The sequence below is a fragment of the Defluviitalea raffinosedens genome (assembly GCF_016908775.1).
Lineage (GTDB): Bacteria > Bacillota > Clostridia > Lachnospirales > Defluviitaleaceae > Defluviitalea > Defluviitalea raffinosedens.
In genome coordinates this window covers 1-13,498 of record NZ_JAFBEP010000024.1, presented here as the reverse complement: position 1 = coordinate 13,498, position 13,498 = coordinate 1, and the positions used below count along the sequence as shown (strand labels likewise).

11 protein-coding genes, 1 tRNA gene and 1 rRNA gene are annotated in these 13,498 nt (G+C 34.7%); 9 read left to right on the top strand and 4 right to left on the bottom strand.

Annotated features, from left to right (window positions below):
- Positions 1-65 precede the first annotated feature (65 nt).
- The 4 genes from JOD07_RS13400 to JOD07_RS13385 all read left to right on the top strand — a co-directional run bounded on the left by JOD07_RS13400 (position 66) and on the right by JOD07_RS13385 (position 6,020).
- On the top strand, positions 66-2,546 hold the full coding sequence (locus JOD07_RS13400; RefSeq protein WP_158740094.1) for a penicillin-binding transpeptidase domain-containing protein: 2,481 nt from the start codon (positions 66-68) through the stop codon (positions 2,544-2,546).
- A gap of 399 nt (positions 2,547-2,945) precedes the next feature.
- Complete coding sequence (locus tag JOD07_RS13395) at positions 2,946-3,638, top strand: hypothetical protein (protein ID WP_158740095.1); 693 nt, start codon at positions 2,946-2,948, stop codon at positions 3,636-3,638.
- A 146-nt stretch (positions 3,639-3,784) separates the two neighbouring features.
- Positions 3,785-5,620, top strand: a complete 1,836-nt coding sequence (gene ftsH, locus JOD07_RS13390; RefSeq protein ID WP_330576544.1) for an ATP-dependent zinc metalloprotease FtsH — start codon at positions 3,785-3,787, stop codon at positions 5,618-5,620.
- Positions 5,621-5,738: 118 nt separating this feature from the next.
- Entirely contained in the window at positions 5,739-6,020 is a 282-nt protein-coding gene (locus tag JOD07_RS13385; RefSeq protein ID WP_158740097.1) for a hypothetical protein, read from the top strand.
- Here the strand turns inward: JOD07_RS13385 and JOD07_RS13380 are convergent.
- From JOD07_RS13380 to JOD07_RS13370, 3 genes are all read right to left on the bottom strand, one after another.
- Positions 6,003-6,299: a hypothetical protein gene (locus JOD07_RS13380; RefSeq protein WP_207756972.1), complete on the bottom strand. Its 297-nt coding sequence runs from the start codon at positions 6,297-6,299 to the stop codon at positions 6,003-6,005. The two genes, JOD07_RS13385 and JOD07_RS13380, sit on opposite strands and share 18 nt — an antisense overlap.
- A 68-nt stretch (positions 6,300-6,367) precedes the next feature.
- A complete protein-coding gene (locus JOD07_RS13375; RefSeq protein ID WP_158740098.1) occupies positions 6,368-6,754 on the bottom strand; it encodes a hypothetical protein in 387 nt (128 codons plus the stop codon).
- A 115-nt stretch (positions 6,755-6,869) separates the two neighbouring features.
- Positions 6,870-7,289 carry a hypothetical protein gene (locus JOD07_RS13370; RefSeq protein ID WP_158740099.1) on the bottom strand — a complete coding sequence of 140 codons (420 nt, stop codon included), beginning with the start codon at positions 7,287-7,289 and terminating at the stop codon, positions 6,870-6,872.
- A gap of 317 nt (positions 7,290-7,606) precedes the next feature.
- On the opposite strand from JOD07_RS13370, the gene JOD07_RS13365 reads away from it, so the two are divergent.
- From JOD07_RS13365 to JOD07_RS13350, 4 genes are all read left to right on the top strand, one after another.
- Complete coding sequence (locus JOD07_RS13365; protein ID WP_158740100.1) at positions 7,607-9,712, top strand: glycoside hydrolase family 13 protein; 2,106 nt, start codon at positions 7,607-7,609, stop codon at positions 9,710-9,712.
- 94 nt (positions 9,713-9,806) lie between these two features.
- A tRNA-Ser gene (locus JOD07_RS13360) sits at positions 9,807-9,894 on the top strand.
- A 126-nt stretch (positions 9,895-10,020) separates the two neighbouring features.
- Positions 10,021-10,461, top strand: a complete 441-nt coding sequence (locus JOD07_RS13355; RefSeq protein ID WP_204614305.1) for a hypothetical protein — start codon at positions 10,021-10,023, stop codon at positions 10,459-10,461.
- Positions 10,462-10,538: 77 nt separating this feature from the next.
- Complete coding sequence (locus JOD07_RS13350; RefSeq protein WP_158740102.1) at positions 10,539-12,509, top strand: BMP family ABC transporter substrate-binding protein; 1,971 nt, start codon at positions 10,539-10,541, stop codon at positions 12,507-12,509.
- Between the two features lie 22 nt (positions 12,510-12,531).
- Here the strand turns inward: JOD07_RS13350 and JOD07_RS13345 are convergent, their stop codons facing one another.
- Positions 12,532-13,119 (bottom strand): metallophosphoesterase family protein, encoded by a 588-nt coding sequence (locus JOD07_RS13345; protein ID WP_158740103.1) that lies wholly within the window; start codon positions 13,117-13,119, stop codon positions 12,532-12,534.
- Positions 13,120-13,420: 301 nt separating this feature from the next.
- On the opposite strand from JOD07_RS13345, the gene JOD07_RS13340 reads away from it, so the two are divergent.
- Positions 13,421-13,498 (top strand): 16S ribosomal RNA (locus JOD07_RS13340); the annotation flags it as partial.

Genomic DNA, 13,498 nt, shown 5'->3' with positions numbered 1-13,498 from the left:
GGATAAAAATAACTTTTTTAAAAACAGGTAAGTTTAGAATAGAAGCATGATTAGGGGTTGAAATTATGGAATCAAATTTGAGTAAATTTATAAAATTCATCACAAGTCGATTGTTTATCCTTGCTTTGGGTTTTTTTACGATATTTTGCATATTGGGTGTGTATTTATTTAAACTTCAAATTATTGAAGGGGAATATCATCAAAGCAAAGTTAATACCAACGTTCTGCGAGAGTTACCTATTTCCGCCCCTAGAGGAACGATCTATGACCGGTATGGTAAGCCTTTAGCAGTGAATAAAAACGCTATGAGCATTAAATTAGATCCGAGCATTGATGTTGAAAATCGTGATGAAGTTTTGTTAAACTTGGTTAAATTGTTGGAGAAAAACAATGAAAAAATGATCGATGAACTTCCTTTGTCTGCTGAAAAGCCCTTTGAATTTCAAACTACAGAAAATGAAGAAATCAGATGGAAGGAAGAAGTATTTGGTAAAGAACGAAGTCAACTAACAAAAAAACAGTTAGAAATGAATGGAGATGATTTTTTTCAGGAGTTAAGAAACTTTTTTGACATTGACCCTGAACTAAGTGATAAGGATGCGAGAAAAGTCCTTTCATTAAAGTATTCTCTCTATCAAAAACGCTACAGAAAATATCAGCCTATTACTGTTGCCACGGATATAAAGGATAAGACAATAGCCGAGATAGAAGAAAATTATGATAAATACCCAGGCTTTTATATTGATGTTGAAGCGGTAAGATATTATCCTGAAGGAGAACTGGTAAGCCATATTATAGGATATACAGGAAAAATTACACAAGAGCAATATGAATCATTAAAAGACCAAGGGTATAATCAGGATGATATTGTTGGAAGAATAGGCATTGAAAGAGAAATGGAGCTTTATCTCAGAGGAAAAGATGGCTCAACTTCAGTAGAAGTAGATCCATTAGGGCAAAGAAAACAAGTTCACAAAGTAGAAAACCCTATACCTGGAGGAAAGATATTTTTAACATTGGATTTAAGTCTTCAAAAAAAGGTTGAAGAGATATTAGTCAATAAATTGACCAATATTATTCTTTCAAGAATAGAGAGATCCCCTTCTAAAACCGAGCCACCTATATATATTCAAGATTTACTTGCAGGGCTGGTAAGTACGAATACAATTTCTACTGAAGCAATACTTAAAGCTCCTGCGGATACAGCACAAAAAGCTATAGCCGACAGGTTAAAGAGTAAAATAAAAAATATGAAAGAGGATACGGATGAAGAAGAAGGGAAAAGTGAAGTTGAATTAGCTAAAGAAGCGTTAATAGATATGATTAAAGCCAGAGAAATATCATCTAAAAATATGATTAGTGTTATGGTGGAGCAAAATGTTATAACAGCAGATGATCAGTTCAGAAAGAATTTGGAACGAGGGACCATATCGCCCATAGAGGTTTTAAAGGAGAGAATAAGTACTGGAGAAATTTCTCCACATGAACTGGGATTAGACCCCAGTACCGGCGCTGTAGTTGTGGTAGATGTTCATTCGGGGGAAGTGCTGAGTCTTGTTAGTTATCCGAGCTATGACAATAATAAATTTATTAATGGCATAGACTATGAATATTACAAAAAACTCCAGGGAGATCCCACTATACCAATGTTTCCAAGGGCAACTCAAGGGAGAATGGCGCCTGGTTCGACATTTAAGATGATTACAGGGATAGCGGGGTTGGAAGAAGGCGTCATTACGCGTTCTGAAAGGATAAACGATAAAGGTATATACACAGATGCAGGCCTTCCATATGCCAGATGCTGGATTTATAGCTCTTATCATGTCGGCCATGGATTAACAGATATTACTAGGGCTTTAGAAGTATCCTGCAACTACTTTTTCTATGAAACTTCTTACAGAATGGCGAAAGCCAATGGGAAAAACGGCATTGAGCAAAATGGACTCAATGTGCTTAGAAACTATGCAAGTAAATTCGGATTAGACAGAAAAACTGGAATTGAACTGGATGAATACGAACCTAAGTTATCGGACAGAGATGTTATTCGTTCTGCAATTGGTCAGGGGACCCATAATTTTGCGCCTATTCATATGGCGAGATATATTGCCACTTTAGCCAATGGAGGGACCTTATATAATTTACATGTTGTGGATTCCGTAAAGACCTATGATGGAGTAACCGTTTTGGAAAAAGAACCAGAAGTATTGGAGAAGTCAGAATTTGACCCGGAAAATTTGCAGATCATCTATAAAGGAATGTATGAAGTGACATCTGGAGATGAAGGAACAGTCCGGGCAGTATTTAAAGATTTTCCAATAAAAGTGGCAGGTAAAACAGGAAGTGCTCAAGAACAGCTCAGCAGAGGAGAACATGCCTGGTTTGTGGGATTTGCTCCATATGATGATCCCCAAATTGCAATTGTTGTTGCTATTCCATATGCATATTCTTCAGCTTATCCTGCAGAGATATTTAGAGATATTGTAGCAGAGTATTTTGGGTTGAACAAGGAATATGAAAAAGCTTCGATGGATAATCTTTTATATTAAGATTCGACAGTAAGTCACTGAGATATAAGGAGTATGGTTTTTTTAGTCATATTTTGTATATTTTTCTTTAGTCTTTATTTGGTTGGCAATATAAATTATAAAAAATTACCTAAAAATAATGTCGAATTGGATAATGTTTATGCACACTTACATTGAAATATTTGTTATAATAACACTTGTAAGACCCCCCCAATTGATTTAATTATATAAAGCAGCAAGTGAGTTGCTGCACCCCCCCAAAAAATTTAATACCTTCTCCAGAAAAGCAGTGGGATTTCCACTGTTTTTCTTTTATTCAAAAAACTTCTTAATGTATTTTGACATATTTCGTTTGTTTTTTACATATCCTAGAATTGGACTACACTGATCTTTTGAATATGAATTATAAGGAGATTGCCAATGGAAGCGAAAAATAATGATATTGTACCTTCTTTTGCAATTTCATTAGAAGAAGTAGAAAGCCGCATTCATCTTCTTGAAGAATTTATTAAGAAGTATATGATTAAAGGAGAAGACTATGGAGAAATTCCCGGAGTCTCTAAGCCAACGTTATTAAAACCGGGAGCAGAAAAGTTGTGTGATGTATATGGCTTTGCCAAAATGGTAGAAGTAAAAAATCGAGTAGAAGATTGGGAAAAGGGATTCTTTCATTATGAAGTAGAAGTCACTTTAATCAATAAGAGAAATAATCTTCTTGAAGCTCAGGGTGTAGGCTCATGTAATTCTAAAGAAAGAAAATACAGGTACCAAGATCCCTATACGATTGTCAATACAATTCTTAAAATGGCTAAAAAACGTGCTCTTATTGATGCAGTATTATCAGCAACTCGTTCATCCGGTATATTTACTCAGGATGTAGAAGATATGGAGCTTCAGGAAGAAGCGGCAAAACCCAGCAGTGAGAAGCAAAGGAAATTTATATATAATTTATCTAAGGAAAAGCATTTTGATGAAGAACAGCTTAGAACTTTTTGCAGCAGTGTTATAGGGGAAGATAAACCAAGTAAAGATTGGACCAGCGAAGAAGCAAGCAAAATCATATCGGCTCTTCAAAATATACCAAACGCATCAATGATTATAAACACCCATTAAAGCAGTCGGATTACACCGTAATTCGGCTGCTTTTTGTGTAAACAACTACCATCGACAATTTAGAAAAAATGTATTATACTGTAAATAAATTATGTAAACTATGATTATCAAGGTTTATGTGTAAAAATTCCAGGGGAGGTCATGTCGTGAAAAAGAATCGAAAATATATCTGGACAATACCTATTATCGCGCTGATTGTTATTCTCGGGATATTGTTCATATATAAGCAATCCAATATAGAAGAAATTTCGTATTCTAATTTTTTAGAAGAAGTAGAAGCGGGCAACGTAGAAGACGTTATTTTGAATGGTACAGCTAAAATGCAACTGCACTTAAAAGATATTGAAAATAAGATATATATTACGGACAATCCAAGAAATCCGGAATTGAAAGAATTTCTTTTAAAGAAAGGGATTTCAGTGGAAGAGGCTAATTCAGCTACTGCTGGCAGTATTATTCAAGGCGTTTTAATGATTATTCTTTTTTTAATAGTCTTTAGATATGTATCAAAGAGGTTAACCTCTCAAACATCGGGGAATTTAATGGGTTTAAATGTGAAAGAAGTAGAATTACAGAAGGCAAAAAGATTTTCTTTCGCTGATGTGGCAGGAAACGAAGAAGCAAAAGAAGAAGTACAAGATATTATTGATTTTCTTCAAAAGCCGGAGAAATATGTACGATATGGAGCGAGAATGCCAAGAGGCATTATTTTTTATGGGCCTCCGGGAACAGGTAAAACTTTAATGGCAAAAGCTATTGCAGGAGAGGCTGGGGTTCCGTTTTTTTCTGTTTCAGGATCAGATTTTGTTCAAATGTATGTGGGCGTGGGGGCAAGTCGCGTTCGAGAACTTTTTGAAAAAGCAAGAAAAGAGGGGAAGGCAGTTATTTTTATCGATGAAATTGATACATTAGGTAAAAAAAGATCCAATGGCTTAGCGGGTGGAAATGATGAAAGGGATCAGACGCTTAATGCTTTACTCACAGAAATGTCAGGATTTAAAGACAATGAAGGGATTATTGTTATTGCAGCTACGAACAGGTTGGATATATTAGATGAGGCACTCTTAAGACCTGGCCGTTTTGATCGCCATATTGAAATAGGTCTTCCTGATGTTAACGGCAGGGAATATATTTTAAGACTTCATGGGAAAAACAAGCCCTTGTCTGATAATATAAATTTGGGGAAATTAGCAAAGCAAACTGTATACTTTAGTGGAGCGATGCTGGAAAATCTTCTAAATGAAGCTGCTATTATGGCAGCAAAAAGAAATGCAAAAAAAATCGACTGGATGGATATTGATAAAGCTTTTTATAAAGTCATAGCCGGTTCAGAAAAAAAAGACAGAAGCACCATATTGCAAATTGAAAGAGAAGTTACTGCTTATCATGAAGCAGGCCATGCACTGATTACAAAACTTATAGCACCTCATAATACTGTATCTAAAGTAACGATTATTCCAAGCACTAAGGGGGCTGGAGGATTTAGCATGAATATTCCTCCGGATAAAATGTACCATACCAAAAAAGAAATGGAAGCACAAATTATGATTAGTCTTGGAGGAAGAATTGCTGAGGAATTAATTTTTGGGGAAGAAAACATTACAACCGGAGCAAGTAATGATATTGAAAAAGCCACTCAGATCATAAGAGATTATGTGACTAAATACGGAATGAGTAAGAAAATAGGACTTTTGAATACGGAAATCCTGCTTAACAATAATTCTCAGGGATATTTAGAAGAAATATTGATTTCTGAATGCAGAAGTCATATGGAACGCTTATATTTTGAAGCAAAAGAACTGATTATTGAAAGCAAATTCTTTTTAAATGCCATCGCAGAAGCTCTTTTGGCTCAGGAAACCATTAATGAAGAAGAACTTGATGCCATTATGGAAGGTACATTTCTTCCTCAAAGTAAAGATACACAGTACGTTGAATCCAGTAATTCCATAAAACTTAAGCCAGTGATAGAAACTATCTAATAAAATAGGGTATTTTATTTCATAAAAAAGGCATCTTTTGGCCATACTACCTACATGTCATTCGTTTGGAATATTTATATTTGGACAGACATAGAAATGATGTAGGGGGTATGGTAAGATGCATTACATAACAAGATGTGTAAAAAGAAAAAACACGGTCAAGCTTTTTTTAAACACGAAAAAAAAGAAAATGAGTGAAAGTATATATACAGCACCTGAAAACAAATTAATAAAAAGGAGGCTGTTTACGGGAAATACCCTTGAAGAAATTGCAGGTATTTATTTTGAAGAAATGAATCGATACAGTACATTGGGTTATGAAGTTGAAGAGAAGAAAGAGGGAAAAGTTATTTTTATAGAATTCTATAAAAGAGAGAATAAATTACAGCAAATTGTGTGAGAAACAAGTAATTTTTGATACAGGAATTTCAGCTAAGGTCATTGGATTCATGTATATGGATATGTATTCATTTTTTACACTCATAAGTATTCCAGTGTATCCAGAACCGCCCGGGCCACCTCCGATGACGAAAATAGTGACGGTTTGACCTATGTATTGCTTTAAAATTTCGGTGAAAAGAAATTTAGCCTCACTATTGAAGAATGGAGGAGACTTTTCTTCTGGGGAAGTTTGATTTATGTTTCTTAATAAATAAAGCATATAAAATATTTTCCACATAGCATCCTTCCTCTCATTGAATACAATAACAGGTATCCGGGGACAGGCCCCGGAACGAATAATATGACTTATCGAGTAGATCCTTTTCGTATATCCAGTCTCACTTTATCATAAGGTTCTTTACTGGCAGCTTTGATAGGAGAATACACATGCATATCAAAGATTATATGATCTGAGTTTTCTAAATTTTGGCCATCATATGAAACAATGTCGTAGCCGATTACATTATATAATGAATAGGGTTGCAGAGTTCCTCTCTGATCAATATAATTGAGTTCAATCTTTTCAATCTTGGAATCTATGGGTGATGACCACAGGGGTCTGAATCCTACGCCTACAACTCTTCCGGATGCTCTTAAAGCAGCATTTTGATTCGGGATACATTGCATATGGCAACCTTGCATTACAAATTGAGTTAAAATTGATTTTAACTTTTCAATTTCTTGAAGATTCAAGTTGTTTCCACCTCCAAAAGGAAAACATCATATTGTATTGTATGTTTTTAAATCACATATAGTTCCAATATATGTAAAAAGGTAGCTCTTTTTAAGAACTACCTTTTTGGCAAGATTAAACGGCGTTATGAACGAAGGAAACAATATTTGCGATCGGAATATCTGTAACAGATCCAACTGTATAAACAGGATATCCATCCCATCCACCAGCAGATACAGCACCGATTTCACTGGCTGGAGCAATAGGACCATAACCATATCCAGCACCATATCCACCAGCAATACCACAGTCACCGCCATAAGCACTTAAACCATAACCAACATTAAATCCAGTACATGCATTACCTAAAGAACATCCTGGAGGAGGACCTATTCTGGTAATTAATCTAACGAATACATTATTAACGCTAAGAATAACTCCTGTAAATCCTGAACCGGATTGACCGCCGCTTGATGTAAATATTGTAACTGTTTCGCCAATATGTTCAGCCAATAAAGCAGCAAAATTTCCGCTACCAATTACACCATCAGCCATATATTTGCCTCCTTTCAAAAGTCGTATATGAGGTAAGGCCGCGACCTCTACTATATACTATTATTCCTGTAAAAGAAGTGTGACTGAATTCTTTTTGATAATTACATAAGATGAAAAAAATAGAAAAATATACTACAATAAAGATGGAAACATGTCCTAAATTAGTGGATGCGCTGCTTGGCTTAAGATTATCCCTATGATATAATCATTAAAAAGTTTCAATATTAACACTTCATAGAATAGGATTCAACAAGAAAGAATAATATGATACTGAAAAGGTCGTATCAAGGTCAACTGGTCATATGAGGAGGAAATCTATGGACTTGCTTCTGAATTTTTCTAATATGAGTTATGCACAAAAATTGATTGCATATATGAGTACAGTAAAAGAATATCTTAATGAAAAAGCTATATTTAGTGATGAAACGGCTAATTTCAGAGATCCTGTTGAACCAGGAAAAGATGAACCGGTAAAAGTAAAATTAAGAACGGCAAAAAATAATGTAGATGAAGCTTTTGTCCATGTTCAAGGACAAAGATTGAAAATGGATAAATTGGTACAGGATGAGCTGTTTGATTATTATGAAGGAGTCATTCCTCCATGCCAAAGCAGTACCTCATATTTTTTTGAAATTGTAAAATATGGTATATCCTATTTTTATAACAAAAAAGGTTTAGTAAAATATATTGATCATGTTTATGATTTTAGGATTGTTCCCGATTTTCATACTCCGGATTGGGCAAAAGGAGCAGTCATGTATCAAATTTTTGTAGACAGATTTTATAATGGGGATCCAACCAATGATGTTTTGGATAACGAATATATCTACGCAGGCAAGCCCTCTGAAAAAGTGAATGATTGGTATAAATATCCTTCAGTTGATGGGATTCGTGAATTTTATGGTGGCGATCTTAAAGGAGTTATGGACAAATTACCTTACTTAAAAGATTTAGGAGTAGAAGTCATATACTTTAATCCTATTTTTGTTTCTCCGAGCAATCATAAATATGACATTCAAGATTATGATTATGTTGATCCTCATTTTGGAGTGATTGTTGAGGACGGAGGAGAAGTCTTGTCTGAGGGCAAATTTAACAATAAATATGCCACCATGTATGTTAAAAGGACTACCGATAAGAAAAATTTAGCCGCAAGCAATGAATTGATGATTAAATTGATTCAGCTGGCCCATGCTAATGGCATAAAGGTTATTTTAGACGGTGTATTCAATCATTGTGGATCTTTTAATAAATGGATGGACAGAGAAGGGTTTTATGGAGGACAACTGGGATATCCAAAAGGTGCGTATAGAGAAAAAGAAAGTTTTTATCATAATTACTTTCAGTGGTATGATTTTAACAATTGGCCCAATAACGACTGCTATCATACATGGAATGGATTTGACACCCTTCCGAAATTAAATTATGAAGGCTGCAGGGAACTATTCGACCATATTATCAGCATTGCACGCAAATGGGTATCACCTCCCTATAATGCGGATGGCTGGCGTTTGGACGTTGCTGCAGAATTAGGCTATAGTAAAGAATACAATCATTATTTTTGGAGAGAATTCAGAAAAGCTGTAAAAGAAGCGAATCCCAATGCCATTATATTGGCAGAGCATTATGGGGATTCATTTGATTGGCTTCAGGGAGATCAATGGGATACGGTTATGAATTATGATGGGTTTATGGACCCTGTATCTTATTTTTTAACGGGTATGGAAAAGCACAGTGACCATTTTAGAGGAGATTTGCTTGGAAATGCAAGAATATTTGAAGACGCCATGAGATATCATATGGCCCGATTCAATATTCAATCCCTTCAAACTGCTATGAATGAATTATCCAACCATGATCATTCAAGATTTTTAACCAGAACCAATCGTACAGTGGGACGTATTCACACTAAGGGCAGTGAAGCTGCAGCATATAATATCAATAAAGGAGTTATGAAAGCAGCAGTTGTTATTCAAATGACCTGGCCCGGAGCACCAACAATTTATTACGGAGATGAAGCAGGAGTAGTAGGGTGGACAGATCCGGATAATAGACGAACATATCCATGGGGAAGGGAAGATAATGAACTTTTAAGTTTTCATAAAGACATTATTAGAATTCATAAGAGTTATCAGGCTCTAAAAACAGGTTCTTTAGAATTTTTATTGACGGATGATTGGGTTTTAAGCTATGGTCGATGGGATCAGAATCATCATTTTGTCATTGCAATAAACATTGATGAAAAAGAAAGACAATTATCCATTCCTGTATGGAGAGTGGGTATTCGTTACAAAGATGAAATGACAAGGATACTATTTACGGATATTCATAACTATTTTACAGAAAATAAGAACTATAGAGTTGATAATGGCTATTTGACTGTTAAGATGCCTCCTTACAGCACTATGATTTTTATGAAATAAGGGCGAATAATTTTCGCCCCAAACTGTTTAAACATGGAACTTGACAATTTTCGAATTATATTATACGATATATATCGCAATTAAATTTAAGCTTGGAGGAGTATCGAAGTGGTCATAACGAGAACGACTCGAAATCGTTTGACGGCTTAAACCGTCCGTGGGTTCGAATCCCACCTCCTCCGTTTTTTTTATTTGTATAATTAATTCTAAAACGACATAAAATAACTCAAGATATACATGGATATGAGCTTACATAAAGTTACACATAGATGGGGAAATTAGAAAAGCATAATGAAGGGAGAATGGGTATGTTGAATAAATGGAAAGGAAATCATATGGATATGGATGAACTTAGAGAAATATTATCCAAGTTATCGTCTAAAAAAAGAAAAAAGAAAATAATTGCCTGCGTTTTTTTGGCAGTTACTTTAATAGCAGCTATTGGCGGAGCCATATGGTTTGTACTAAAAAGAAATCATGATGATGACGAAGACTATGATGATTATGATGATTTCGATGATGATGATTATGAGGAGTGCGATTCAGAAGAAGATTGCAATTGTACGAAAGTTATAAATGATGAAATGACAGAACTAGAAAAAGAGAAACTGTCTGAAGAATTAGAAGTAGCTATGCAAACAGAATTAGAAGACGGAAGTCAAAATGAAGAAAATCAAAGTAAACAACCCTCAGAAGAAATTCAAAATGAAGAAAATCAAAATAATGAAAATGGCAGTGATATAAACTAAAAAGACATCTACGGATGTCTTTTTTACTTTAAAAAGTTTTTTAAAACGGTATAATAGTATTAAGAGAGGTGGTTAAGATGAATAAACAAGAAGCGGATAATGCCTTTCAACATGCATGTAAATTGGGTAAAGCAAGCTATTCAGAAAATGTCTCTAAAGGGATTTCGGGATATTTACCGTCCTTAGGCGGAATTGTAAAAAACTCTGACATTGCATCGGAAATCAATTTGGGAATCGTTGAAATTCCTCTTAAAAAGATCATTGGTACATACTCGCATTCCAGAAGTATTGCTTTTGCAAGTAATTTTATGCCACTTATTTCAGGAGAATCCGAATTCAAATCCAAATGGACGGCACTTTATATTGCACATATGGAAGAAGGCATCAGAGATCCTATTAAAGTCTACGAATATTTGAATTGGTTTTATGTTGTCGAAGGAAATAAAAGAGTGAGTGTTTTAAAATATTGTGATGCTTATGGCATAGCTGCTGATGTAACACGTTTGATTCCTAAAAAAGATGAGTCTGATCCTGTAATAAAAATCTATTATGAATTTCTTGAATTTAACAAGCAAACAGGAATTAACTCCATTTGGTTTTCAAAAGAGAATGGATTTACTGAACTGGGCAAATATTTGCAGCAATATAGTCCTAATCTAACTGTTTATTCGGATAAGTATAAGCATTTTATGGGGAATATTTATCGGCCTTTCAGAGAAATATACCATAGGCTGGGGGGAGATAAGCTCAATATAACGACAGGGGATGCTTTATTGGAATATATTAAGATCTATGGTCTTCCTGATGAGATCAAAGAGGATGTGTTAAGAAATCGAATTAAAAAGTTTATGACAGAATTAGAAGCTTTATCGGAAAACCAATCCAGAGAAGTTAGAACTGATCCCATTGAAGTGCCAAAAAAGAATGTGATTTCTTCCCTGACCACTTTAATGACGTCCAGAAAAAATCTTAGAGTGGCTTTTGTATATGCAAAAACGATTAAATCTTCCGGATGGACTTATGCCCATAATTTAGGGAGACTTCATGTAGAAAACGTATTCAAGGATCAAATTACAACTACTTATTTAGAAAATGTTCCCGAAAGCAATGAAGCCTATAAGTATTTGAAAGAATTGGCTAAAGATGATTACGATATTATTTTTACCACCAGTCCAACTTATATTAATCCTACTTTAAAAGCAGCCTTGGAATTCCCGAATGTTAAGTTTTTAAATTGTTCTGAAACCCATTCTTTTAGGCATGTAAGTACTTATTTTGGAAGAATCCATGAACCGAGATTTTTAACAGGTATTATTGCTGGTTCCTTAACTAAAACAAATATTATCGGCTATGTAGCCACATACCCTATTCCAGAAGTTATTACTGGAATAAACGCCTTCGCCTTAGGAGCCAGAATGGTTAATCCTTACGTGAAAGTCAAGGTTGAATGGACCCATAAATGGGATCAGCCAGAAAAAGCTAAGAATCTTGGGATTACATTAAATAATGCCGGAGCAGATATCATTTCGCATGATGACTTGCCGGTTCCGGGAGAAGTGTCAAAGGAATATGGAGTTTATTCTTTAAAATTTGCAGATGAGGGTGAAAAGGATATATCTCAGGTTCATTTTGCCTTGCCAATCTGGAACTGGGGAATATTCTATGAAAGATTGCTTAGAAATATTTTAAGTGGTACCTGGAGGGTTGTGTTTGATGTCTTAAATTCCAACCCCAAGCTGGTTAATTTCTGGTGGGGAATGGATACGGGCATGGTAGATATCATATATTCCAAAACCCATGTACCATTACAGACTCAGTGTTTAGTTGAATTAATGAAGAAAATGATTGTTCAAAATGAATATTATCCTTTTACAGGACCTATCTATGATCAAAATGGGAATTTGCGCATACCTAAAGATGAAACGGCAAGTTACGAGCAGATTTTGTCTATGAATTGGTTTGTAGACGGAGTAGAAGGAGAAATCCCTATATTAGATGATGAACAACGTATTGATCCATTAACAGAAATGCTAGGAATCAAACAATAAAAATCCCCTGTCAGGGGATTTTTTAATATTCCAGAATATAATATTCATAAGAATTAATAATTGATGTGTTCTTATAAGTCCTAAATCTGGTTTGCCGACCATAATTCAAATGCTGGTGACCATGTATAAAATATTTCGGACTATATTGATCCAAAAGATCAACAAAGGCCTGAAATCCTCTGTGACATAGATCATCTCCGTCTCCAAGGCCGTAAGCTGGTGCATGGGTAAGCAATATATCAAATCCATGATGCTTTTTTAGAGCTTTTTTTAACTTTTTGATGCGAAGCGTCATTTCCTTTTCTGTATATTGAAAGTTACCATTATTATAGTTTTGTGAACCACCCAAACCAAGGATTCTAATATTGTTGTAAACCACCAACTGATTATCTATACTGGTGCATCCTTGAGGTTCTTTATAAATATAACGGCCATCGTGGTTACCATGGACATAGAATAAAGGCGCTTTAATCATAGTCACTAAAAAAGACAGATATTCGGGCTTCAAATCACCACTGGACAATATTAGATTAATATCTTTAAAGCGTTCCCGATCAAAATGGTCCCATATATATCGAGATTCTTTATCACCAACTATAAGTATCTTCATGACTGTATACCGACTTTCTAATGTTCTTGTACTGTAAAAAGAAGCAATTTAAAAAAGATTGCATCTATTATTAGTGTACCATAAAAACCGCAGATATAAAACCTATATTTATATATTTGTAGATTTTTTGATAAAAAAATTAAAAAAGAGGGTTGACATTTAATTTGATTTTTGATATTATACTCTTCGTCACGGAAAATAAAAAGTTCTTTGACAATAGAATAATGTATGACAGCTTATATAAGCCCAATCAATTCCATTGATTGAAGGATAGAAAAGCTAGCAAAACTAGCAAGGATTATAACATGAGAGTTTGATCCTGGCTCAGGATGAACGCTGGCGGCGTGCTTAACACATGCAAGTCGAACGGAGTAATTAA

Bases quoted from the DNA above. Each gene is read 5' to 3' on its own strand.
- JOD07_RS13380 (WP_207756972.1), bottom strand. From the start codon at position 6,299: ATGTGGAAAATATTTTATATGCTTTATTTATTAAGAAACATAAATCAA.
- JOD07_RS13400 (WP_158740094.1), top strand. From the start codon at position 66: ATGGAATCAAATTTGAGTAAATTTATAAAATTCATCACAAGTCGATTG.
- JOD07_RS13395 (WP_158740095.1), top strand. From the start codon at position 2,946: ATGGAAGCGAAAAATAATGATATTGTACCTTCTTTTGCAATTTCATTA.
- JOD07_RS13345 (WP_158740103.1), bottom strand. From the start codon at position 13,119: ATGAAGATACTTATAGTTGGTGATAAAGAATCTCGATATATATGGGAC.
- JOD07_RS13350 (WP_158740102.1), top strand. From the start codon at position 10,539: ATGAATAAACAAGAAGCGGATAATGCCTTTCAACATGCATGTAAATTG.
- JOD07_RS13355 (WP_204614305.1), top strand. From the start codon at position 10,021: ATGTTGAATAAATGGAAAGGAAATCATATGGATATGGATGAACTTAGA.
- JOD07_RS13370 (WP_158740099.1), bottom strand. From the start codon at position 7,289: ATGGCTGATGGTGTAATTGGTAGCGGAAATTTTGCTGCTTTATTGGCT.
- JOD07_RS13365 (WP_158740100.1), top strand. From the start codon at position 7,607: ATGGACTTGCTTCTGAATTTTTCTAATATGAGTTATGCACAAAAATTG.
- JOD07_RS13385 (WP_158740097.1), top strand. From the start codon at position 5,739: ATGCATTACATAACAAGATGTGTAAAAAGAAAAAACACGGTCAAGCTT.